This is a genomic window from Stenotrophomonas sp. SAU14A_NAIMI4_8 (assembly GCF_003086695.1).
In the GTDB taxonomy this organism is placed as follows: Bacteria; Pseudomonadota; Gammaproteobacteria; order Xanthomonadales; family Xanthomonadaceae; genus Stenotrophomonas.
This window is the reverse complement of record NZ_CP025999.1, coordinates 2,122,753-2,146,640: the sequence shown is the minus strand read 5'-3', so window position 1 is coordinate 2,146,640 and position 23,888 is coordinate 2,122,753. Positions and strand designations below refer to the sequence as shown.

Genomic DNA, 23,888 nt, shown 5'->3' with positions numbered 1-23,888 from the left:
AGGAGCATCCCATGGGCTTCAACATTTCGCTGTCCGGCATCAATGCCGCCAACTCCGACCTGAGCGTCACCGCCAACAACGTCGCCAACGCCAACACCACCGGCTTCAAGGAATCGCGCGCCGAGTTCGCCGATCTATTCTCGGCCACCAGCTATGGCCTGGCCAAGAACCAGGTGGGTTCGGGCGTGCGCGTCTCCAATGTCGCCCAGCAGTTCATCCAGGGCAACAACGAACAGACCGGTCGCGGCCTGGACATGGCGATTTCCGGCGAAGGCTTCTTCACCATGAACATGAATGGTGCGCGGGTCTATTCGCGCGCCGGCAACTTCCAGACCGATCCGGCCGGCTATGTCGTCAACCCGCAGGGCGCGCGCCTGCAGGTGTTCGCGCCGAACGCCGATGGCACCAACTTCGATGCCGGCCGCCTGGTGGATCTGCAGCTGCTGACCACCGACAGCCCGCCCAAGCAGACCAGCGAAGTAAAGGTGGGCTTCACCCTGCCGGCCAACGCCAAAGTGCCGACGGTGAACCCGTTCGACCCCACCGACTCCAACAGCTACAACCATTCCAGCGGCGGCATTACCGTGTATGACTCGCTGGGCGTCAGCCACACCCAGGTGTCCTACTTCGAAAAGCTGGCCGGTGTGAACCAGTGGCGCGTGCACAACTACGTCGATGGCGTGGCGGCAGGGACGCCGACCGACCTGACCTTCGACAACGCCGGCAAGTTGACGTCGCCCACCAATGGCCAGATCAGCCTGGGCACCTTCACCCCGCCGACCGGCGCTGGCGCGCTGAACATGACGCTGGACGTGTCCGGTTCGACCCAGTACGGCGAGAAGTTCGCCCTGCGCAACACCCAGCAGGATGGCTACGCGGCCGGCAAGCTCAACGAGGTCACCGTGTCGGAAACCGGCGTGGTGTTCGCCCGCTATTCCAATGGCGATGACAAGGCACTGGGCCAGGTGGCACTGACCACCTTCAACAATACCCAGGGCCTGGAGCAGAAGGGCAACAACCTGTGGGTGGAGACCTTTGATTCGGGCACCCCGCGCACCAGCCCTCCGGACACCTCGAACATGGGCAAGATCCAGGCCGGCGCGCTGGAATCGTCCACCGTGGACCTGACCGAGCAGCTGGTGAACATGATCGTGGCGCAGCGCAACTTCCAGGCCAACGCGCAGATGATCACCACGCAGGACCAGATCACCCAGACCGTCATCAACATCCGTTGATGACCTGCTGACCCTGTCACGGAACTCCCCGCATGGATAAAGCCCTTTACGTGGCGATGACCGGTGCCCGCGCCTCCCTGCAGGCGCAGGGTACGCTCAGCCACAACCTCGCCAACTCGGACACCCCCGGCTTCAAGGAAGCGCTGGCCAACACCGAAGCCTTCCCGATCCGTGGGCAGGGCTACGCCTCGCGGGTGGATGCGCTGCACGTCGACGCCGGCTTCAACCGCAGCGCCGGCGCGCAGCACATCACCGGCAAGCCGCTGGACCTGTCGTTGCAGACCGGCACCTGGCTGGCTGTGCAGGCCACCGATGGCAGCGAAGCCTATACCCGGGGTGCCGCGCTGTCGGTCACCCCCAACGGCCAGCTGGTGACGTCCAGCGGCCGTGCGGTGCTGGATGACAACAACAATCCCATCGCCATTCCGCCCTACCAGGCGATGGAAGTGGGCAACGACGGCACGATCTCGATCATTCCGCAGGGCGAAGGCCCGCAGACCATGGCAATGATCGGCCGCATCAAGATCGTGCAGGCGCCGGACGAACGGCTGGAGCGTGGCCTGGATGGCCTGTTCCGCAACACCGACCCGCAACAGCCCTTCGCCCAGGCGCAGGGCGCCACCGTGCACAGCGGCCAGCTGGAGGGCAGCAACGTGGATGCCGCCGGTGCCTTGGTGCAGATGATCCAGCTGCAGCGCCAGTACGAAATGCAGGTGCAGGTGATCAAGCACGGCGACGACAACGCGCGCAGCGCCAACAGCCTGCTGCGCCTGGGCGGCTGACGGAATTCCGGCGCCGGCATGGGCCGGCGTTGGCACACCGCTTGCACACCCTTCACCAACGGCCGCACCGCGCGGCCCGCTTCAGCCAGACAGGATTCCGAAGATGAACCAGGCATTGTGGATCGCAAAAACCGGACTGGATGCGCAGCAGACGCGCATGTCGGTGGTTTCCAACAACCTCGCCAATACCAACACCACCGGTTTCAAGCAGGACCGCGCCAGCTTCGAAGACCTGCTGTACCAACAGGTGCGCCAGCCCGGCGGCGCCAGTTCGGCACAGACGCAGCTGCCGACCGGCCTGCAGCTGGGTACCGGCGTGCGCGTGGTGGCTACCTCGAAGAACTTCGAACAGGGCAGCCAGCAGCAGACCGGCCGCGCGCTGGACGTGATGGTCAACGGCCGTGGCTTCTTCGAAGTGCAGCTGCCCGACGGTAGTTCCGCGTACACCCGTGATGGCTCGTTCAAGATCAACCAGGACAGCGAGCTGGTGACCAACACTGGATACCCGGTGCAGCCGGGCATCCAGATTCCCGAAGGCGCGCAGTCGGTCACCATCGGCAGCGACGGGACCATCAGCGTGAAGATGGCCGACGACGCTGCATCGGTGGAAGTGGGCGCGCTGACCCTGACCGATTTCGTGAACCCGGCCGGCCTGCAGGCCCGCGGCGAAAACCTGTTCCTGGAAACCACGGCATCGGGCCCCGCACAGAACGGCAACCCCGGCCTGAACGGTCTGGGCACCGTGGTGCAGGGTGCGCTGGAAGGCAGCAACGTGAACGTGGTGGAAGAGCTGGTGTCGATGATCGAAACCCAGCGCGCCTACGAAATGAACGCCAAGGCCATTTCCACCACCGACGCCATGCTCGGCTACCTGAACCAGAACGTCTGACCGCAACCACCGGGATACCGCCATGTCGCCCTTCTCTACCCTCGCCCGCACCGCGCTGTGCTGCGCCGTAACCGCCCTGCTGGGCGGCTGCGTGATTGCCGGCGACGTGCGCCCCTACCCCGCCATGGCCCCGGTGCAGCCGATCGTGCCGATGCAGGCCGCGCCCACCGCCGGCGCCATCTATGCCGCCGGCCCGACGCTGAACCTGTATGCCGACCGCCGCGCCCGCGATGTGGGTGATCTGCTGACCATTACCCTGCTGGAAAACACCACCGCGCAGACCAGTGCCAACACCGCCACCAGCAAGGAATCGGGCCTGACCATCGGCTCGCCTTCGCTGTTCGGCGCACCGGTCACCCTGGGCGGCAAGGACATCCTGAGCGCCAGCGCCAATGGCGAGCGCGAGTTCACCGGCAAGGGCAACAGCGCGCAGAGCAACCGCCTGCAAGGCAGCGTGACCGTCACGGTGGTGCAACGCCTGCCCAACGGCAACCTGGTGGTGCAGGGGCAGAAGAACCTGCGCCTGAACCAGGGCGACGAACTAGTGCAGGTGCAGGGCATCGTGCGCCCCGGCGACATCAACCAGGACAACACGGTGCCTTCCAGCCGCGTGGCCGAGGCCCGCATCGTCTACGGCGGCCGTGGTGCCGTGGCGCAGTCCAACGCCATGGGCTGGCTGAGCCGCTTCTTCAATTCGGCGCTGGCGCCGTTCTGAGTACTGTCATGAAACTCTTCTCATCTTCTTCCTGGCAGCGACGCATGGCGTCGCTCTACGGAGCATTCTTCCTGCTGCTGGCCGTGGCGGCCCCCGCCAGTGCCGAGCGCATCAAGGACCTGGCCCAGGTGGGCGGCGTGCGCGGCAACGCGCTGGTTGGCTATGGCCTGGTGGTGGGTCTGGATGGCAGCGGCGACCGCACCAGCCAGGCGCCGTTCACCGTGCAGAGCCTGAAGAACCTGCTGGGCGAGCTGGGCGTGAACGTGCCGGCCAACGTGAACCCGCAGTTGAAGAACGTCGCCGCCGTGGCCATCCACGCCGAGCTGCCGCCGTTCGCCAAGCCCGGCCAGCCGATCGACATCACCGTGTCTTCCATCGGCAACGCCGTATCGCTGCGCGGCGGCTCGCTGCTGATGGCACCGCTGCGCGGTGCCGACGGCCAGATCTATGCCATCGCCCAGGGCAACCTGATCGTGGGCGGCTTCGGTGCGCAGGGCAAGGATGGTTCGCGCGTGTCGGTGAACGTGCCCAGCGTGGGCCGCATTCCCGGCGGCGCCACCGTTGAACGTGCCCTGCCCGATGTGTTCGGCGCCAATGGCGAGATCACCCTGAACCTGCACAACAACGATTTCACCACCGTCTCGCGCATGGTCGGTGCGCTGAACAATGCCTTCGGTGAGGGCGCCGCGCGTGCGGTGGATGGCGTGACCGTGGCCGTGCGTGCGCCCACCGACCCCGGTGCCCGCATCGGTCTGCTGGCCCGCATTGAAAACCTGGAACTGACCCCGGGCAGCGCGCCGGCCAAGGTGGTGGTCAATTCGCGCACCGGCACCGTGGTGATCGGCCAGCAGGTGCGCGTGGGCCCGGCGGCGATCTCGCATGGCTCGCTCACCGTCACCATCCAGGAAAACGCCAACGTCAGCCAGCCCAACGCGTTGGCCGGTGGCCAGACCGTAGTGACCCCGCAATCGACCATTACCGCCACCAACGATGGCAGCCGCATGTTCAAGTTCAGCGGTGGCACCAGCCTGGACGAGATCGTGCACGCGGTGAATGCGGTCGGTGCCGCGCCGGGCGACCTGATCGCGATCCTGGAAGCCCTGAAACAGGCCGGTGCGCTGAGCGCCGAGCTTGAGGTGATCTGACATGCGTATCACCCCCGCCCTTGAGCTGCACCCGACGCAGCAGAACGATCCGGCCAAGATCGACAAGGTCGCACGCCAGCTGGAAGGCCAGTTCGCGCAGATGCTGGTGAAGAGCATGCGCGATGCCAGCTTCGGCGATTCGCTGTTCCCGGGTGAAAACAAGGTCTTCCGGGACATGTACGACCAGAAGATTGCCGAGACCCTGACCCGCGGCAAGGGCCTGGGCCTGCACGAAACCATCGCCCGCCAGTTGTCTGGCAACCAGGGCGATGCCCCGGCGCTGGACACCCGCGTGGACCCGGCCAAGGCCAGCCGTGCTTACCAGTTGAACGCGCCGGCGCAGGCGCCGTCGCTGCCGCTGGAAGACGCCAGCAACGCACTGCGCATCCTGCAGCAGATGTCCGCAGGCGTGCAGGACGGCGCGCAAGCGTCGGTGGCACCGATGGAACAGGCGCTGGACCTGATTGCCGGCCGCGAAAGCAGCAGCGCGCACCGTGCGCTGGGCACCGAGGATCCGTACGCCAGCAACATTGGTGGTGCCGATTGGGCCGCCGCCAGCGACCAGTGGGCGCCCACAGCCAGCAACCGTGGCAGTACCGGCACCGCCGCCGACGCACTTGCCAGCCGTACCGCGGTGGCCCAGCTGGGCGCACACACGCCGGAAGGCTTCGTGGCCAGCATCTGGCCGCATGCACAGAACGCGGCCAAGGAACTGGGCGTGGATGCCCGCGCCCTGGTGGCCCAGGCCGCGCTGGAAACCGGCTGGGGCAAGCGCCAGATCAAGCATGCCGACGGCAGCACCTCGCACAATCTGTTCGGCATCAAGGCCACCGGCTGGAAAGGCCAGAGCGCGGTGGCCGGCACCCACGAATACGTGGATGGCGTGCGCCGTAACGAAACCGCCAGCTTCCGCGCCTACAGCTCACCGGCGGAAAGCTTCGCCGATTACGTGCGCCTGCTGAAGACCAGCCCGCGCTACCAGCAGGCCCTGCAGGCCGGCACCGATGTGCAGGGCTTCGCCCGTGGCCTGCAGCGTGCCGGCTACGCAACCGACCCGAGCTACGCCGCCAAGATCGCCGCCATTGCCGGTGGCCAGACCATCGAACGCGCGGTTGCCGCGGTGACCGATGCCGGCGCCCGCCTTGGCCAGACCTTCGCCAGCACCGCAACCGCGGCGCTGGGTATCACCCGCCGTTGAGGAACCCCATGTCCAGCGTCCTTTCCACCGGTACCAACGCCCTGCTCGCCTTCCAGCGTGCCCTGGCGACGACCAGCCACAACGTCGCCAACATCAACACGCCCGGTTACAGCCGGCAGAAGGTCGACTTTGCAACCGCCACCCCGCAGAACTTCGGGTATGGCGAGGTTGGCAACGGTACCCGCATCGTCGACATCCGACGCGCCGCCGACCAGCTGGCGATCTCGCGCCTGCTCGACAGCAGCGGCGAGCTGGCGCGGCTGCAGCAGCTTTCCACCATGGCCGACCGCGTCGATGCGCTGTTCTCGGACACCGCCACCAACGTGTCGGGCATGTGGTCGAACTTCTTCGACACCGTCAGCGGCCTGTCGTCCAACGCCGCCGGCACCGCCGACCGGCAGAACATGCTCGACAGCGCCAACGCACTGGCCAACCGCTTCCAGCAGCTCAACACCCACCTGAACAATCTCAATGGCGAGGTCAACAACGGCCTGATCGGCGGCGCCACCGAGGTCAACCGCCTGGCATCGGAGATCGCGCAGATCAACGGCGCCATCGGCACCAACATCGCCGGCGCCTCGCCGGACCTGCTGGACCGCCGCGACCAGCTGGTCGCGCAGCTGGTGGGCTACACCGGTGGCACCGCCGTCATCCAGGACGGTGGTTTCATGAACGTCTATACCGCCGGCGGCAACGCCCTGGTGGTGGGCACGACGGCGTCGAAGGTGACCACCGTCGCCGATCCGTACCAGCCCGAGCGGCTGCAGCTTGCCCTGCAGACCCAGAGTGGCACCATCACCCTGGACCCGAAGGCCGTCGGTGGCCAGATCGGTGGTCTGATGGAGTTCCGCGACACCGTACTGACCCCGGCGCAGGCCGAACTGGGCAAGATGGCCGTCGGCCTGGCCGAGACGTTCAACAGCAGCCACCGCAACGGCGTGGATCTGTATGGCCAGATGGGCGGTGACTTCTTCAATCTGGGTGCCCCGCGGGTCACCGGCAATACCGCCAACACCGGCACCGCGAGCATCAGCGCCAGCTACGGTGACCTGTCCAAGCTGGACGCCCAGAACATCGTGCTGAAGTACGACGGTACCCAGTGGCAGGCCAGCCGCGCCGATACCGGCGCCACCATTCCCATGACCGGCACCGGCACCGCTGCCGATCCGCTGGTGATCAGCGGTGTGGAACTGGTGGTGGGCGGAACCCCGGCCACCAACGATCGCTTCCTGCTGCAGCCCACCGCAGGCGTGGCCGGCAGCCTGAGCGTGGCAATCACCGATGCCTCGCGCATTGCCGCGGCGGCCGCGATCAAGGGCGCGGCTGCGCTGGCCAACACGGGCACCGGAAAGCTCAGCGGCGTGACCGTGACCGACGCCAGCAATGCCAATCTGCGCAATCCGGCAGCCATCGTGTTTACCTCGGCCACCACCTACACCATCGATGGCGGCGCGCCGCAGACCTACACCCCTGGCCAGACCATCAGCGCCAATGGATGGAGCTTCGTGCTGGATGGTGCGCCCAAGACCGGCGACACCTTCAACATCACCCCCACCCCTGCCGGCTCATCGGACAACAGCAACGCGATCGCCTTGTCCAAGGTGGAGGATGCCAAGGCATTCAACGGCGGCACGGTCACCCTCAACGGTGCATTGGGCGGGCTGACCACCCAGGTGGGCGCCGCCGCGCGTTCGGCCGAATACTCGCTCAGTGCCCAGCAGGTCATCACCGACCAGGCGCAGTCGGCACGCGATTCCATCTCCGGCGTCAACCTGGACGAAGAAGCCGCTGACATGCTTCGCCTGCAACAGGCCTACCAGGCGGCTTCACAGCTGATCTCCACCGCCGACAACATGTTCCAGACCATCCTGCAGGCGGTGCGCTGATGAACAACCGTATTTCCACCGGCATGATGTTCAGCCAGTCCGTGTCGCTGATGATGTCCAAGCAGGCAAAACTGAGCCACCTGGAACAGCAGATCGCCACCGGCAGCAAGATTGTCACCGCCAAGGACGACCCGGTGAACGCCGGCGCCGCCGTGGGGCTGGATCGCACCCTGGCGGCGCTGGAGCGCATGAAGCTCAACGCCGGCAACGTACAGAATCGACTGGGCGTGCAGGAAAACACTCTGGCCCAGGTGGGCGACATGATGGGCCGCATCAACGAGCTGACCATCTACGCCAACAATCCGGCGCTGGCCCCGGCCGACAAGCAGTCCATGGTGACCGAAATCAAGGCGATCCGGGACAACCTGCTGTCACTGGCCAACTCGAGCGATGGCACCGGCCGCTACCTGTTCGGCGGTACCAACGACAGCAACCCGCCGTTCTCGCAGGTGGGGGGCAGCGTTGTCTACAGCGGCGACCAGACCCAACGCCAGGTGGAAGTCGGCCCGGATACTTACGTGCGTGACGCACTGCCTGGCAGCGAGGTCTTCCTGCGTATCCCCACCGGCGACGGCTTCGTCGATGGTGGCCCGGCCGCTGGCAACACCGGTACCGGCGTGCTGACCAACATCACCCGTGATGGCACTGACAACTGGAACGGACAGGCCTTCAGCGTGCGCTTCACCGCTGCCGACACCTACGAGGTGCTGGATGCAGGCGGCACGTTGGTGGGCAATGGCACGATGAAGTCCGGCGATGATCTGGTGGTCAACGGTGTGCGCCTGCACATCGATGGCAAACCTGCCGCCGGTGACAGCTTCTCGGTCACCCCATCCAGCAGCCGCGACATCTTCGGCACGCTGGATTCGTTGATCGGCGCGCTGGAAGCCGACACGGGTACGCCGCAGACCCTGGCCGTACAGCAGAACGCGCTGCAGAGCAGCCTGCGCGATGTCGCCCGGGCCGCCGAGCGGATGATCGACGCCCGCGCCTCCGGCGGCGCACAGCTGAAAGCGCTGGACAACGCTGCGGACATGCGTGAATCCAATGGTGTAACCCTGAAGACCACCCTGTCGCAGATGCGCGACCTGGACTACGCCGACGCGCTGAGCCAGTACCAGCTCGAGAATACTGCGCTGCAGGCCGCGCAGACCCTGTTCGCACAGATGCAGCAGATGTCGCTGTTCAACAAGCTCGGCTGAGCCGACGGGGCCTGGCCCCCTCACCGCTGAACCCCGGAAGGCCGCGATGCCCAGCATCGCGGCCTTTTTCGTTTGCGTTACCGGTGCGCGGCAGCGCCGGGCCACGCCCGGCGAAACACATCGCCGTTCAGCTTCGCGCACCAGCGCCGATACCTCCACTGGCGCCGTTCGGAACCACCCCGACCGCCCTTTCCGGGGCCCGCCCCGCCCTGGACCAGGGCAGGCCAAACCCCGGAAAAAGCAGCCCCACGCGACGAATTACGGCCCCGACGAAATTCCCGCCTAAAGGTTGTTGACAAAGCGCCGTTATTCATTTGGCAACGGCGAAGCACACAGCCAAACAAAAGAAACAGGCGGCGCTTCGTTTCATTCACCAACGGGTTCCATATAAGAGGAGACGACCCCATGGCACAGGTAATCAACACCAATACGATGTCGCTCAACGCTCAGCGCAACCTGAGCACCAGCGGCAACTCGCTGGCCACCACCATCCAGCGCCTGTCGTCTGGTTCGCGCATCAACAGCGCGAAGGACGACGCCGCCGGCCTGGCGATCTCGGAGCGCTTCGGCACCCAGATCCGCGGCCTGGACGTGGCCATCCGCAACGCCAACGACGGCATCTCGCTGGCCCAGGTCGCCGAAGGTTCGCTGAGCGAAGTCGGCAACAACCTGCAGCGTATCCGCGAACTGGCCGTGCAGGCCTCCAACGCCACCAACTCGGCCAGCGACCGCAAGGCGCTGCAGGCCGAAGTGACCCAGCTGGTTTCGGAAGTGGACCGCGTTGCCAAGCAGAGCGACTTCAACGGCACCAAGCTGCTGGACGGCAGCTTCACCAGCCAGCTGTTCCAGGTGGGCGCCAATGCCGGCCAGGCGATCGCGATCAACAGCGTGGTCAACGCCAAGGCCGATGCGCTGGGCGCGGTCAACTTCGCAAACGCCTTCGTTGGCACCGCGCTGGCCACCGACAAGGCTGCTGCGGACACCACCTACTCGCAGCTGCAGGTCATCGTCACCCCGCCGGGCGGCAGCGCCACCACGGTCAACATCGGCGATATCTCGGTCAAGGCCGGTGAATCGATCAGCGCCGCCACCGCCGCCGCGATCAACAACAAGATCGGCGAAACCGGCGTGCTGGCCAAGGTCGACGCCGGGGTGATCAGCCTCAGCTCGGTCAAGGATGGCCAGACCTTCACCCTGGGTACCGCGGGCCCCGCTTCCACGGTCACCGGTGCGGTCCCGACCGATCTGGCCAACGTCGGCCTGACCCAGTCCAGCACCAACGGCGGCACCCTGACCGGCGTCACCAGCACCTTCGTCAAGGACCTGGACGTCAGCAGCGCCGAGGGCGCGCAGAAGGCCCTGTCCATCGTCGACAAGGCACTGGAGTCGGTGAACAGCGTACGCGCCGACCTCGGCGCCATCCAGAACCGCTTCACCTCGGTGGTGGCCAATCTGCAGACCTCCTCGGAGAACCTGTCCGCTTCGCGCAGCCGCATCCGCGATACCGACTTCGCCAAGGAAACCGCTGAACTGACCCGCACGCAGATCCTGCAGCAGGCCGGCACGGCGATGCTGGCCCAGGCCAACCAGGTACCCCAGAACGTGCTCAGCCTGTTGCAGCGCTGACATGAGCCGCCCCCGAAGCACGTCGGGGGCGTCTAACCCAACTCACGTGCAACCGCTCAAGGACCTCTCCTCATGGCACAAGTCATCAACACCAACACGATGTCGTTGAATGCTCAGCGTAACCTGAGCACCAGCGGCGCCTCGCTGGCCACCACCATCCAGCGCCTGTCCTCCGGTTCGCGCATCAACAGCGCCAAGGATGACGCCGCCGGTCTGGCGATCTCCGAGCGCTTTGGCACTCAGATCCGCGGCACCGACGTGGCCATCCGCAACGCCAACGACGGCATTTCGCTGGCCCAGGTCGCCGAAGGTTCGCTGACCGAAATCGGCAACAACCTGCAGCGTGTCCGCGAGCTGTCGGTGCAGGCCGCCAACGCCACCAACTCCTCCAGCGACCGCAAGGCACTGCAGGCCGAAGTGACCCAGCTGGTTTCGGAAATCGACCGCGTCGCCAAGCAGTCGGACTTCAACGGCACCAAGCTGCTGGACGGTTCATTCTCCAGCCAGCTGTTCCAGGTCGGCGCCAATGCGGGCCAGGCCATCGCCATCGACAAGACCATCGATGCCAAGGCCAATGCCCTGGGCGGCGCGCAGTTCGCCACCGGCGCCCTGGCTGTCACCGTCCCGGCTGACGGCACCACCGCTGCCAACATCACCGGCCTGTCGATCACCGACAGCAAGGGCAACGCTGTCACCTTCGCCGACCTGAAGGTCGAAGCCACCGGCACCGCCGCTGGCACCCAGAAGGCTGCAGCTACCGCCCTGTCGGCGGCGATCAACGCCAAGATCGGCGAAACCGGCGTCTATGCCGAAGTCAACACCGCCGGCACCGGCGTGGACCTGACCTCGGTCAAGGACAGTGTGGACAAGGACGGCGCCTTCAAGGGCTTCGCCGTGGCCGTCACCGGTGGCACCTTCACCGCTGGCCAGACTGCCCCGGCCGTGGCCGCCAAGCAGTTTGCCGACAAGATCGACGTGTCCACCGTGAAGGGTGCACAGCAGGCGATGGAAGTGGTCGACAAGGCCCTGGGTGCGATCAACAGCACCCGCGCTGACCTCGGCGCCATCCAGAACCGCTTCACCTCGGTCGTGGCCAACCTGCAGACCTCGTCGGAAAACCTGTCGGCGTCGCGTAGCCGCATCAAGGACACCGACTTCGCCAAGGAAACCGCCGAGCTGACCCGCACCCAGATCCTGCAGCAGGCCGGTACGGCCATGCTGGCCCAGGCCAACCAGGTGCCGCAGGGCGTGCTCAGCCTGCTGCGCTGATACGCACCTTGATCCATCTCCGGGCGCTGGCTGAGCCGGCGCCCGGATTCTGAAACTGAATCACGCTCCACCTCCGCCAAAGGAAAAAGCACCATGGCACAAGTCATCAACACCAACACCATGTCCCTGAATGCTCAGCGCAACCTGAGCACCAGCGGCGCCTCCCTGGCCACCACGATCCAGCGCCTGTCCTCGGGCTCGCGTATCAACAGCGCCAAGGACGACGCCGCCGGTCTGGCCATCTCCGAGCGTTTCGGCACCCAGATCCGCGGTACCGACGTGGCCATCCGCAATGCCAACGACGGCATCTCGCTGGCCCAGGTCGCCGAAGGTTCGCTGACCGAAATCGGCAACAACCTGCAGCGAGTCCGCGAGCTGTCGGTGCAGGCCGCCAACGCCACCAACTCCGCCAGCGATCGCAAGGCGCTGCAGGCCGAAGTGACCCAGCTGGTTTCGGAAATCGACCGCGTCGCCAAGCAGTCGGACTTCAACGGCACCAAGCTGCTGGACGGTTCGTTCTCCAGCCAGCTGTTCCAGGTCGGTGCAAATGCAGGCCAGGCCATCGCCATCGACAAGACCATCGATGCCAAGGCCAACGCCCTGGGCGGCGCGCAGTTCGCCACCGCCACCATCGATGCCGTGACCGGCGCTGACAACACCGACGTCGCCATTGCTGCCTTCACCATCACCGACAGCAAGGGCACCGTCGTCAACTTCGACAAGCTGGACGTGAAGAGCGTCGGCCTGGCTGCGGCCAACGAAGCCGCCGCCGGCAAGGCACTGGCCGCGCACATCAACGCCAAGATCGGTGAAACCGGCGTCTACGCCGAAACCGACGCGGCCGGTGAAGTGACCCTGACCTCGGTCAAGGACAGCGTCAATGACGCTGGTGTGGCAACCGCCTTCTCTTCGACCGTTGCGGGCTTCACCGCCGGTGCCGCTGCGACCAAGCAGTTCGCCGACAAGATCGACGTGTCCACCGTGAAGGGTGCGCAGCAGTCGATGGAAATCGTTGACAAGGCCCTGAGTGCGATCAACAGCACCCGTGCCGACCTCGGCGCGATCCAGAACCGCTTCACCTCGGTCGTGGCCAACCTGCAGACCTCGTCGGAAAACCTGTCGGCTTCGCGTAGCCGCATCAAGGACACCGACTTCGCCAAGGAAACCGCCGAACTGACCCGTACCCAGATCCTGCAGCAGGCCGGTACGGCCATGCTGGCCCAGGCCAACCAGGTACCGCAGGGCGTGCTCAGCCTGCTGCGCTGATCCACGGCAAGAAGGCGCCGCTACCGTCGGATCACACCGACGGTAGCGGCAACCAGAAGGACAAGGCCATCGCAGATGCCGGCCATGCCCGGCCCGGGTACACCCCGAACCGGCTTGGCATCGCCCGCCCCTGCGGACCTCTCTTTCAGCGCTGTACTCTTGACTGTACGTACCGGGTGGCTTCGTCTCCCCCCGATTGTCAGTAGCCTGATCCCTCCCCTACCTTGGGGGAGGGCTTTTTGCAGACTCCCGGCAGCCCGCGGTGAACCTACCCGCACCCTGCTCCTACCCTCCTGCAACCGGCGTGCCAGAACCGCCTTGTGGGCAGTGGCACAGGACATGCATCAACGAAGTCCTCAAGACCCGGCGGCGCAGGCCGCTATTTTCGTTGACAACGGCCCACCGCACAGCGCGTGGACCCGGCTACCAGGAGAAACGACGTGGCAGACTTTGGATACGGTGGCATTGGCTCGGGCCTGGATATTTCCGGCATGGTCAGCCAGTTGGTGGCAGCCGACCGCAAGCCCGCAGACAATGCGCTGAACCTTCAGCAGTCCAAGGCAAAGCTGCAGCTTTCGTCGGTGGGCACCATCACCTCGGCCTTCGACAAGCTGAAGACCGCATTGACCGCATTGAAGGCGTCCACCGCCTTCGACACCCGCACCGTGACCGCCAGCAAGGGCGGCACCAACAACGCCGACGAGATCCTGACGGCAACGGTGGCGCTGTATGACGTAGGCACGACCAAGGCCGCCGCGTCGAATGGCACGCACAAGGTGAACGTGCTGGAACTGGCCACCGCGCACAAGCTGATTGCCGATACCTCGGTGCCGAAGACCCAGACCTTTGCCGCCGGAACCTTGACGCTGACCGTTGGCGTGGGTGACAAGGCCAAGACCATGAACGTCGAGGTCGAGGAAGGCGACACGCTTACCACGGTCCGCAACAAGATCGATGCCGCCGGCCGCAAGGAAGGCGTGCAGGCAACGCTGATCAGCTCGGGCGACAACCAGTACCTGTCCATCGCCCAGGAGAAGACCGGCGCTGCCAACGCCATCAAGCTTGAATATGCGGGTAGTGATCCGGGCCTGACCTCGCTGGTCGGCAGCCTGAAAGAGAACACCGCTGCGAAGGACGCCAAGCTGACCATCGACGGCGTGGAAGTTGTCAGTGCCAGCAACACGGTGGCTGACGCGGTGCCCGGCCTGACCCTGAACCTGAAGATGAAGGGTGAAAGCACGGTCACGATCAGCACCGATACGACTGCCGCCACCAAGGTGATGCAGGAGTTCGTGACTGCCTACAACGCGGCGTTGGCGGCCATCAACACCGAAACCGCCTACGACGCCAAGACCAAGGAAGCCGCGTCGCTGACCGGCGATGCGCAGATGCGTGGCGCCATGAGCCAGCTGCGCGCCCAGATGAGCAGCATCCTGAAGGATCTGTCAGCCGAAGGCCTGGACCCGAAGACGCTGGGCCTGCAGACGCGCGGCTACCCCAATGCCGACGGCAGCCTGGTGCTGGACACCACCAAGTTTGCCGCGGCATTGGCCAACCAGCCGGAAAAGATCCGCCAGGCGATTACCGGCGACACCGGCGGCGCCGGCAAGCTCTATACGATGGTCGACGGCTATGTCAGCACCACGGTCGGCAAGGAAGGCGCCTTCGTTTCGCGCACCAACAGCCTGAACAAGACGCTGACCGACATCGACAAGCGCCGCGCCGACCTGGACACCCGCATGGAAGGCGTCGCCGAGCGCTACAAAAAGCAGTTCCTGGCGCTGGACACCCTGATGGGCAAGCTGCAGCAGAGCAGCAGCGCCCTGTCGCAGCAGTTGGCCCAGCTGAGCGGCTGATTGCAGGCGAACGCGGCTCAAGTTTGGCCCCGTACGCACCGATAACAGAAGCATCAGCAATCACCGCAGTGCCGCCGGCACGGATCCTGACGATCCGTCGGCGGCGCACAGCGCAAGGGAGAATCACGAATGTACGGTTCCAGCCGTCAATACGCCGAACAGTATCGCCAGGTGGGTGTGACCAGTGCGGTCGCCGATGCCGATCCGCACAAGCTGGTGGCACTGCTGCTGGCCGGTGCGCTGGAACGCGTGCGTCGTGCGATGGCCAGCCTTGAACGCGGCGACCAGGCCGGCAAGGGCAAGGCGATCGGCGAGGCCTGTGCGATCGTCGGCCACCTGAATGGTTCGCTCGACCATGAAGCCGGCGGCGAGATTGCCGGCAACCTGTCGTCCCTGTACGACTACGTGCTGCAGCGGCTGACCGAAGCGAACCTGCACAATGATCGGGTCGCCCTTGATGAATCGCTGCAGCTGTTGAGCGAGATCGACGGGGCGTGGAACGCGATTCCGCAGGAACAGCGCCGTCCGGCGGCGGTGGCGCCGTGAGCCTGAGCGATCTGCACGCGCAGCTGGACGCCTTTGAAAAGGCATTGAACGAAGATGCCTTCGAGCAGGCCGACAGCCTGCTGGACGGCCACGATGGCACCCTGCACGCCCTGCTCAGCCAGCCGCTGACCGGTGCCGACCACGCCCCGCTGTCGGCACTGCTGGAACGCCAGCAGAGTCTTCTGGGCCTTCTGCGCCAGCGCCGCGATGCAGTGGCGGTACAACTGCAGGATGGCCAGCGATCCCTTCGCGCTGCCCATGCATACCTGCAGGCAGAATCGCTGGCATGACCCTGCTGCCGACCACCTCGCTGCACCACCCGGCCGAAAGCGAGCTGTTCGACGAAACGCTCAGCTGCGAACTGGCCCTGCCTGCCGAATTCCAGGCCGGCAGCGCGCTGGGCCGTACCGGCAATGCCGAAGCCCTGCTGCGCAGCCTGGCCCTGGTGGAAGACAGCAGGGTGGATGAGCACGAGGAGCGCAGCGAGGCCACCCTGCAACTGCAGCGCCTGGAAGCCAAGCTGGACCTGACCATGGTGCTGCTGGGCCGGCTGGTGCGCCAGCAGGGCCACGACCTGCCCCTGCGCCCGGTACGCTGGTCGCGCCGCGGCATCCGCCTGCAATTGGGCCCGCGCAGTGGCGCCAACCCCGGCCAGGCCGGGCTGGTGCGGCTGCAACCCAGCGACTGGCTGCCCGACCATATCGACCTGCCGGTGGAGGTGGTGGCCGAAGCCGCCGATGGCAGTGGCGGGCATTTCCTCTGGCTGCGCTTCAGCCGCCTGGGCGATGGCCTGGAGATGGCCATGGAACGCCACCTTTTCCGTCTACACCGTCGACAGGTTGCCGAAGCGCGCCGGGCGCGCTGAACGCTGTCACGGTAGTGCGTGGCCGACGGGCCTTGGCGGGCCCGTTCAGCTAAGTTAAGGTGGACTCCCCTCACGGACCTGCTGCGTGCCTGTGCGAGTTCTCATCGTCGACGATCACACCCTGGTTCGCGCCGGCCTGGCGCGGCTGCTGCAGGGGTTTGCCGACGTGCAGCTGGTGGCCGAAGCCAGCAACGCCGAACAGGCGCTGCAACTGGCCCTGCAGCATGCACCGGACGTGGTACTGATGGACCTTTCCCTGCCCGGTCGCACCGGCCTGGAAGCGCTGAGCGACATCCGCCTGCGCGCACCCGGCACCCGGGTGGTAATGATGACCATGCATGACGATGCCGCCCATGTGCGCGATGCACTGGACCGTGGCGCGGTGGGGTTCGTGGTGAAGGATGCCGCGCCGCAGGAACTGGAACTGGCCCTGCGCGCCGCCCATGCCGGCCAGGTGTTCCTGAGCCCGCAGATCTCGGCCAAGATGCTGGCGCCCATGCTGGGCCGCGAAAAGCCCACCGGCATTGCCGCGCTGTCGCCGCGCCAGCGCGAGATCCTGCGCCAGATCGGCAAGGGCGAAAGCAACAAGGAAATCGCCGCCGACCTGGGCATCAGCGTGAAGACGGTGGAGACCCATCGCGCGCGCATGATGGAATCGCTGGGCTGCCGCCGCGCCAACGATCTGCTGCTGCTGGCCGCCCGCCACCAGCACGAGCTGGAATGATCGTCCGCCGGAAACCCCGCGCCTTGCGCGTTGGTCGACCAACGGTCGACCCTACCGACCCGGACCCTGCATTGGCGACGACTTCCCGTCACCCCGACAGACCCTGACAGGTTTCCGTACAGCCCGACCCACCTTTGCCCGGCTTTGCGCACCAGCAATCAACGATTTAGCCGCGGCCATCGTCAACTTCCCGCGCTTTCGTAGGGATTTCCCCTACAGCGTGTCGGGAACTCAACCAAGCGCCTCAGGAACCCCCCGATTCCGGACCTGCCGGATCAAAAGCAAGATGTGTTCCACAAGGCGCCGGGGAGCGGCGCCGGGGAACCACGATGAAGGCTGCACTCTCGACCCAGCTGGGCCAACAACTACACCTGACGCCGCAGCTGCTGCAGTCGATCCGCCTGCTGCAGCTCGATGGCCTGCACCTGGAACAGGAAATCCAGCGCCTGCTCGATTCCAATCCGCTGCTGGAGATCGAAGAAGCCGAGGCGCCCGTTGCCGACGCCAGCGATGCCACCGCCACCACCCTGGAAACGGCGGCGTTCGACGAGCTGCCCGAATCGTCCATGTGGGACGTGGCCGGCACCAGTTGGCAGGACGGCGATGATGACCGCATGGCGCGCATTGCCGCCGGCGAATCCAGCGATCCGCAGTTGCGCGTGCTGCAGCGCCTGGCGCTGGATATGGACGACCGTGGCCTGGCCATCGCCGCGTTCTGGCTGGAACACTGCGATGAAGCCGGCTACCTGCAGGCGCCGCTGGCCCAGCTGCACCTGCTGGCCAGCGCCCAGTTCGATGTCGACGCCGCAGGCGTGGAAGCGATCCGCCAGCAGCTGCTGCACGGCGAACCGGCCGGCATGGCCGCGCAGGACCTGCGCGAATGCCTGCTGGCCCAGCTGTACAGCCTGCAGGGCCTGGTGCCGGGCCGTCACTTGGCCGGGCGTATCCTGGAAGGCGCGCTCGACGCCCTGGCGGCCCACGACTACCTGGCCCTGGCCCGCCAGCACGATGCCGAAGTGGACGACGTGCGCGAAGCGGTGCGCCTGATCCTGTCGCTGCAGCCGCGCCCGGGCGACAGCCTGCAGACCGACAGCAACGTGGCCGTGGTGCCGGACGTGGTGGCCTGGCATGCCGACGAGCAGTGGAAGGTGGCGTTGAACCCGGCCACCAGCCGCCGCGTGTCGATCAACAGCCAGTACGAACAGGCCCTGGCCGACACCGCCGATGCTGCCCCTGCCCTGCGCGAAATGCTGCAGGAAGCCCGCTGGTTCAGCCGCGGCCTGTCCATGCGCTACGACACCCTGCTGCGCACCGCGCGGGTGATCGTCGAACGCCAGGCTGCCTTCCTGGTACGTGGCGATGAAGCCATGGCACCGCTGACCCTGAAGGAAGTGGCTGAAGAGATCGGCATGCACGAATCCACCGTTTCGCGCATCACCACCGGCAAGTACCTGCAGACCCCGCGCGGCACCTTCGAACTGAAGCACTTCTTCGCCGTGCGCCTGGAAGGCGCCAGCGTGTCCGGGCAGGCCGTGAAAGCCATGGTGCGCCGCCTGATCGACGCCGAACCGGCCGGTCGCCCGCTGGCCGACGAGGCCATCGCCGGCCTGCTGTCGCGACAGGGGGTGAACATTGCCCGCCGAACCGTCGCAAAATACCGCGAACAACTGGATATCGCTCCGGCCCGCGAACGGCGCCGGATCAGCGCCAGGCAACCCCAGCTGGCCCGGGTGGGCTGAAAAGGATGTTGGACATGAACAAGCTCACAGTGCTGCTGGTCGATGACCACGAAGGTTTCATCAACGCCGCCATGCGTCATTTCCGCAAGATCGACTGGCTGCAGATCGTTGGCAGCGCCGGCAACGGCCTGGAAGCGATCGAGCGCTCGGAAAGCCTGCGCCCGCAGGTGGTGCTGATGGATCTGGCCATGCCGGAAATGGGCGGCCTGCAGGCCACCCGCCTGATCAAATCGCAGGATGATGCCCCGTACATCGTGATTGCCAGCCACTTCGACGACGTCGAGCACCGCGAACACGCGTTGCGCGCCGGCGCCGACAACTTCGTCAGCAAGCTGTCCTATATCCAGGAAGTCATGCCGATCCTGGAAGGCCTCAGGGAGGATAGATCGTGAGCGAATCGCGCATCCTGGTACTGGACAACGATGCCGTGCGCGCCGAGCGCACCGTTGCCCTGCTGGAATTCATGGATTTCAACCCGCGCTGGGTCTCCGACGCGGCCGATTTCGACCTGGGCCGCCAGCGCCAGAACGACTGGATGGCGGTGATCGTCGGCAGCCTGGACGAAAGCCCGGCCAGCACCGCGCTGTATGCGTGGCTGGGGGGCAGCAGCCTGCCGCCGCCGGTGCTGCTGGCCGATGGCGATGCCGCCACGTTCGCCCACCAGCATGGCCTGCACGAAGCCAACATCTGGCCGCTGGAAGCACCGCTGCGCCATGCGCAGATGGAAGCCCTGCTGCGCCGTGCCAGCCTGAAGCGGCTGGATGCCGAGCACCAGGCCGGCGCCGTGCAGGACCAGGGCCCGACCGGCACCGGCCCGGCGGTGACCACCCTGCGCACCATGATCGAACAAGTGGCCGCCTTCGACACCACCGTACTGGTGCTGGGCGAATCGGGCACCGGCAAGGAAGTCGTCTCGCGCGCCATCCACCAGCGCTCACCGCGCCGTGACGGCCCGTTCGTTGCGATCAACTGCGGCGCGATTCCGGCCGACCTGCTGGAAAGCGAACTGTTCGGCCACGAAAAGGGCGCCTTCACCGGCGCACTGACCGCGCGCAAGGGCCGTTTCGAAATGGCCGAGGGCGGCACCCTGCTGCTGGACGAAATCGGCGACATGAGCCTGCCGATGCAGGTGAAGCTGCTGCGCGTGCTGCAGGAACGCAGCTTCGAACGCGTGGGCGGCAACCAGACCATCCGCTGCAACGTGCGCGTGGTCGCCGCAACCCATCGCGATCTGGAAACGCGCATCGCCGAAGGCAAGTTCCGCGAGGATCTGTTCTACCGCCTGAACGTATTCCCGATCGACGTACCGGCCCTGCGCGAACGCCGCGAAGACCTGCCTGCGCTGGTGGAAACCATCGCCGCGCAGCTGGCCCGTACCGGCCGTGGCGAAGTGCGCTTCACCCCCGAAGCCCTGCAGGCACTGGCCGGCTACGAATGGCCGGGCAATGTGCGCGAACTGACCAACCTGGTCGAGCGCCTGGCCGTGCTGCATCCAGGCGGCTCGGTGCGCGTGCAGGACCTGCCGGCCCGTTACCGCGGCGATGCCGCGCTGGCCCCGGTGGCGCCCGCCCCCGCCCCGGCGCCTGTGGCCAGCAGCGAAGACCGCCTGGACCTGCGCAGCTTCTCCTTCCACACCCCCGGCAGCGGCAGCCAGCCGGCGCTGGAGCACGGCATTGCGGTGAGCCGCGCCAATGCCCCGGCAGCCCTGCCCGACGACGGCCTGGACCTGCGCAACCACATGGCCAACATCGAACTGGGCCTGATCAACGAAGCCCTGGAACGCACCCAGGGCGTGGTCGCCCACGCTGCCCAACTGCTCGGCCTGCGCCGCACCACCCTGGTGGAAAAGCTGCGCAAGTACGGCATCGAACGCGAACCGGCAGAACTGGCCAGCTGACCGCCATAGGGGTCAGATCCCTCCCGAAGGGAGGGCTCTGACCCCGCGCGATTCCAGAGGGGTCGGAGCCCTTTCCACGGGAAAGGGATCCGACCCTTTTGCATTTGCACGTTTTCCTAAAGACATCGGAATCGCGCTGCGGACCATGGTAGGGACACCCTACGGAGGTCCTACCATGCATCGCCCAGCACTGCTCATCGCCCTGCTCTGCCCGACCCTGGCCACCGCCGCCGATTGCACCTTGCCCGCGACACTGGACCAGCGCCAGTTCACCAACCTCAGCGATCCACTGTATGCGCCGGACAATCCCAACGCCGGACGCGTGGTGCAGGTCAGCTTCGGCACGAGCGCTTACACGCTCGATGTACTGGGCACCGATATCCGCATCGGCGGCACCTACCGCTACCAGCGCCTGGCCCCGCATGCCGCGGAAATCCACATGGTCGAAGCCCACCCCGATGGCCCAGCCCGCTACACCTTGCTACTGACCTGCCTGACCCAGCACCAGGGCCGTTTCATCTACACCCAGCACGACGGTCCCATCACGCCCCGGCAGCGCCAGAATTCCGGCCGCTGGACCCTGCAGCCTTAGGCCAGAAAACCGACGCCGGTTAAATGACACCACGACCGGGGTCAGAGCCCGTTGCGTTGCAACGGGATCTGACCCCATCCCAGCGCTCTACTGTGTCGACCAAGGTCGACACCTACCAGAGCACGATGCCCTCCCGACAGATCGCAGAGAACTGTCGAAGGCGGGGTGGGTCCGGTTGCGGGGGCGTGAGCCGCATGGATGCGGCGACCGAGCCTACATGGACGTACTTGCGGCGTCCCCCGCAACCGGACCCACCACGCCCCCTCGATAAACCGGCTTTTGACGTTGCCGTTGATTCGGCAGGGCGCGGGGTACAACCCCGCATACACCCACCCCACCCTCACCACTCTGAATCAAAAACCGGTTTCGGCACGCCGCTTGCACTGCTTCCAGACGAAAGCCCCCATCCCTGTTTCTGGAACCGTTGCAGATGTCCCACTCCGTCACTTCGATCCTTTCCCAGATCCGCTCCTATCAGACCCAGATGGGACAGCCGGCGCTCAACCCGCTGGCCGAAGCGCCGCGCAGCAATGCCCTGCCCAACGCGGTGCTGGATGCCCCGCAGGTGCAGCCGCCCAGCTTCACCGAAACCCTGCGCGGCGCGCTGTCCAGCGTGAACGACGCCCAGCAGACCTCCGGCGCCCTGGCCAAGGCCTTCGAAATGGGTGACCCCAGCGCCGACCTGGCCAAGGTGATGGTCGCCTCGCAACAGTCCCAGATCGCCTTCCGCGCCACCGTGGAAGTCCGCAACCGTCTCGTCCAGGCCTACCAGGACGTGATGAACATGCCGCTGTAAGGATCCAACCGCATGGCACTGACGCTCTCCAAGGAATCCCTGAACGCCGAAAAGGCCGGGCAGTGGTTCGATCGGCTGCAAAGTCTGCAGATCACCCGCCGCCTGGGTCTGATGGCGATGATCGCCGTGGCGGTGGCGGCAGGCCTTGCCGTGTTCTTCTGGGCACAGAAGCCGGGCATGGTGCCGCTGTATACCGGCCTGGACCAGAAGGCCACCGCCGAAGCCACCGACCTGCTGCGCGCCGCACAGATTCCGTTCGAACTGGACCCGGCCACCGGTGGCATCACCGTGCCGGAAAAGAACCTGCACGATGCGCGCCTGAAGCTGGCCGGTTCCGGCCTGACCGACAGCGGCAAGCTGGGCTTTGAACTGATGGAGCGCGACCCGGGCTTCGGCGTCAGCCAGTTCGTGGAAAGCGCGCGCTACCAGCACGCGATGGAAACCGAGCTGTCGCGCACCATCAACACCCTGCGCCCGGTGCGCGATTCGCGCGTGCACCTGGCCATTCCCAAGCCCAGCGCCTTCACCCGCCAGCGTGACGTGGCCAGCGCCTCGGTCACCTTGGAACTGCGTGGCGGCCAGCAGCTGGAACGCAGCCAGGTCGATGCCATCGTCCACATGGTGGCCGCCAGCATTCCCGACCTGGCCCCGGAACGGGTGACCGTGGTCGACCAGAGCGGCCGCATGCTGAGCGTGAGCGACCCCAACAGCGAAGCGGCCGTCAACGCCGCGCAGTTCGAACAGGTGCGCCGCCAGGAAACCTCGTTCAATCAGCGCATCCGCGAACTGCTGGAACCGATGACCGGTCCGGGCCGGGTGAATCCGGAAGTGAGCGTGGACATGGACTTCTCGGTGACCGAGGAGGCGCGCGAACTCTACAACGGTGAACCGCAGAAGCTGCGCAGCGAGCAGATGAGCGAGAACACCAGCACCACGCCGGGCCCGCAGGGCGTGCCGGGCGCGACCAGCAACAGCCCGCCGGGCCAGCCGGCCGCACCGCCGACCGCGCAGACCCCGACCGAAAGCAGCAAGAACGCCACCCGCAACTACGAGCTGGACCGCACGCTGCAGCACACCCGCCAGCCGGCCGGCCGCATCAAGCGCGTGTCGGTGGCGGTGCTGGTGGACAACGTGCCGCGCGCTGGTGCCAACGGCAAGGTCGCCCCGCAGCCGCTGTCGGCCGCCGAACTGACCCGCGTGGAAGCGCTGGTGAAGCAGGCCGTGGGCTTCAATGCAGAACGCGGCGATACCGTGTCGGTGATGAACGCGCCGTTCGTGCGCGATACCACCCCGGTGGAAGGCCCCGCCTGGTGGGAACTGCCGTGGGTACACGATGCCGGCCGCATGCTGCTGGGTGCCATCGTGGTGCTGGCGCTGCTGTTCGGTGTGCTGCGCCCTGCCCTGCGCGCCATCACCGGGCAGACCAAGAAGGACGACGACGCTGCACTGGAACCGCACAGCGCGGACGTGCAGCTGGTGGATGACGATGGCACCCCGCTGCCGGCGCTGGGCGCCGACCGGGTCAGCCTGGGCGGGGCCGAAGCACTGGCCCTGCCGGTGGATTCATATGAGGAACGACTGCGGATGGCCCGTGAAGCCGTAAAGACCGACTCCAAGCGCGTGGCCCAGGTGGTCAAGGGCTGGGTGGCCAATGACTGAG

Annotated in this window: 22 protein-coding genes; all 22 read left to right on the top strand. The window is 66.2% G+C overall.

Features of this window, described 5'->3' with window-relative positions:
• The first annotated feature begins 11 nt into the window (after positions 1-11).
• Positions 12-1,235: a flagellar hook protein FlgE gene (flgE, locus tag C1930_RS09905; RefSeq protein WP_108771610.1), complete on the top strand. Its 1,224-nt coding sequence runs from the start codon at positions 12-14 to the stop codon at positions 1,233-1,235.
• Between the two features lie 32 nt (positions 1,236-1,267).
• Complete coding sequence (locus C1930_RS09900; protein ID WP_108749578.1) at positions 1,268-2,017, top strand: flagellar basal body rod protein FlgF; 750 nt, start codon at positions 1,268-1,270, stop codon at positions 2,015-2,017.
• Between the two features lie 103 nt (positions 2,018-2,120).
• Positions 2,121-2,906 carry a flagellar basal-body rod protein FlgG gene (gene flgG, locus C1930_RS09895; protein WP_049461063.1) on the top strand — a complete coding sequence of 262 codons (786 nt, stop codon included), beginning with the start codon at positions 2,121-2,123 and terminating at the stop codon, positions 2,904-2,906.
• 22 nt (positions 2,907-2,928) lie between these two features.
• Complete coding sequence (gene flgH, locus C1930_RS09890; RefSeq protein ID WP_108756141.1) at positions 2,929-3,621, top strand: flagellar basal body L-ring protein FlgH; 693 nt, start codon at positions 2,929-2,931, stop codon at positions 3,619-3,621.
• Between the two features lie 8 nt (positions 3,622-3,629).
• Positions 3,630-4,766 (top strand): flagellar basal body P-ring protein FlgI, encoded by a 1,137-nt coding sequence (locus C1930_RS09885; protein WP_108761962.1) that lies wholly within the window; start codon positions 3,630-3,632, stop codon positions 4,764-4,766.
• Between the two features lies 1 nt (position 4,767).
• Entirely contained in the window at positions 4,768-5,964 is a 1,197-nt protein-coding gene (flgJ, locus tag C1930_RS09880) for a flagellar assembly peptidoglycan hydrolase FlgJ (RefSeq protein ID WP_108771609.1), read from the top strand.
• An 8-nt stretch (positions 5,965-5,972) separates the two neighbouring features.
• A complete protein-coding gene (flgK, locus tag C1930_RS09875; RefSeq protein ID WP_108771608.1) occupies positions 5,973-7,850 on the top strand; it encodes a flagellar hook-associated protein FlgK in 1,878 nt (625 codons plus the stop codon).
• Positions 7,850-9,052, top strand: a complete 1,203-nt coding sequence (gene flgL, locus C1930_RS09870) for a flagellar hook-associated protein FlgL (RefSeq protein ID WP_108771607.1) — start codon at positions 7,850-7,852, stop codon at positions 9,050-9,052. The genes flgK and flgL overlap by 1 nt, the downstream gene beginning before the upstream one ends.
• A 405-nt stretch (positions 9,053-9,457) precedes the next feature.
• Complete coding sequence (locus C1930_RS09865; protein WP_108749572.1) at positions 9,458-10,678, top strand: flagellin; 1,221 nt, start codon at positions 9,458-9,460, stop codon at positions 10,676-10,678.
• Positions 10,679-10,750: 72 nt separating this feature from the next.
• Positions 10,751-11,947, top strand: coding sequence for a flagellin (locus tag C1930_RS09860; RefSeq protein WP_108771606.1), 1,197 nt, complete (start codon positions 10,751-10,753; stop codon positions 11,945-11,947).
• 93 nt (positions 11,948-12,040) lie between these two features.
• On the top strand, positions 12,041-13,213 hold the full coding sequence (locus C1930_RS09855; RefSeq protein ID WP_108749570.1) for a flagellin: 1,173 nt from the start codon (positions 12,041-12,043) through the stop codon (positions 13,211-13,213).
• Between the two features lie 440 nt (positions 13,214-13,653).
• On the top strand, positions 13,654-15,069 hold the full coding sequence (gene fliD / locus C1930_RS09850; RefSeq protein ID WP_108771605.1) for a flagellar filament capping protein FliD: 1,416 nt from the start codon (positions 13,654-13,656) through the stop codon (positions 15,067-15,069).
• A gap of 129 nt (positions 15,070-15,198) precedes the next feature.
• Positions 15,199-15,615, top strand: coding sequence for a flagellar export chaperone FliS (gene fliS / locus C1930_RS09845; protein WP_108753043.1), 417 nt, complete (start codon positions 15,199-15,201; stop codon positions 15,613-15,615).
• Positions 15,612-15,905 carry a hypothetical protein gene (locus tag C1930_RS09840; protein WP_108771604.1) on the top strand — a complete coding sequence of 98 codons (294 nt, stop codon included), beginning with the start codon at positions 15,612-15,614 and terminating at the stop codon, positions 15,903-15,905. The genes fliS and C1930_RS09840 overlap by 4 nt, the downstream gene beginning before the upstream one ends.
• The gene (locus tag C1930_RS09835; RefSeq protein WP_108771603.1) at positions 15,902-16,480 is read left to right on the top strand and encodes a PilZ domain-containing protein; all 579 of its coding nucleotides are present in this window, start codon (positions 15,902-15,904) and stop codon (positions 16,478-16,480) included. Before C1930_RS09840 ends, C1930_RS09835 begins: the two co-directional genes overlap by 4 nt.
• Before the next feature lie 91 nt (positions 16,481-16,571).
• Positions 16,572-17,204, top strand: a complete 633-nt coding sequence (locus tag C1930_RS09830; protein WP_049460605.1) for a response regulator transcription factor — start codon at positions 16,572-16,574, stop codon at positions 17,202-17,204.
• Between the two features lie 329 nt (positions 17,205-17,533).
• The gene (rpoN, locus tag C1930_RS09825; protein WP_108756131.1) at positions 17,534-18,943 is read left to right on the top strand and encodes an RNA polymerase factor sigma-54; all 1,410 of its coding nucleotides are present in this window, start codon (positions 17,534-17,536) and stop codon (positions 18,941-18,943) included.
• A gap of 14 nt (positions 18,944-18,957) precedes the next feature.
• Positions 18,958-19,335 carry a response regulator transcription factor gene (locus tag C1930_RS09820; RefSeq protein ID WP_049460600.1) on the top strand — a complete coding sequence of 126 codons (378 nt, stop codon included), beginning with the start codon at positions 18,958-18,960 and terminating at the stop codon, positions 19,333-19,335.
• Positions 19,332-20,840, top strand: coding sequence for a sigma-54 dependent transcriptional regulator (locus C1930_RS09815; protein WP_108771602.1), 1,509 nt, complete (start codon positions 19,332-19,334; stop codon positions 20,838-20,840). The genes C1930_RS09820 and C1930_RS09815 overlap by 4 nt, the downstream gene beginning before the upstream one ends.
• A 175-nt stretch (positions 20,841-21,015) precedes the next feature.
• Positions 21,016-21,432 (top strand): hypothetical protein, encoded by a 417-nt coding sequence (locus C1930_RS09810; RefSeq protein WP_108771601.1) that lies wholly within the window; start codon positions 21,016-21,018, stop codon positions 21,430-21,432.
• Positions 21,433-21,862: 430 nt separating this feature from the next.
• Complete coding sequence (fliE, locus tag C1930_RS09805) at positions 21,863-22,228, top strand: flagellar hook-basal body complex protein FliE (protein ID WP_108749563.1); 366 nt, start codon at positions 21,863-21,865, stop codon at positions 22,226-22,228.
• A 12-nt stretch (positions 22,229-22,240) separates the two neighbouring features.
• Positions 22,241-23,887, top strand: coding sequence for a flagellar basal-body MS-ring/collar protein FliF (gene fliF, locus C1930_RS09800; protein ID WP_108756128.1), 1,647 nt, complete (start codon positions 22,241-22,243; stop codon positions 23,885-23,887).
• The last annotated feature ends 1 nt before the right edge of the window (position 23,888 follow it).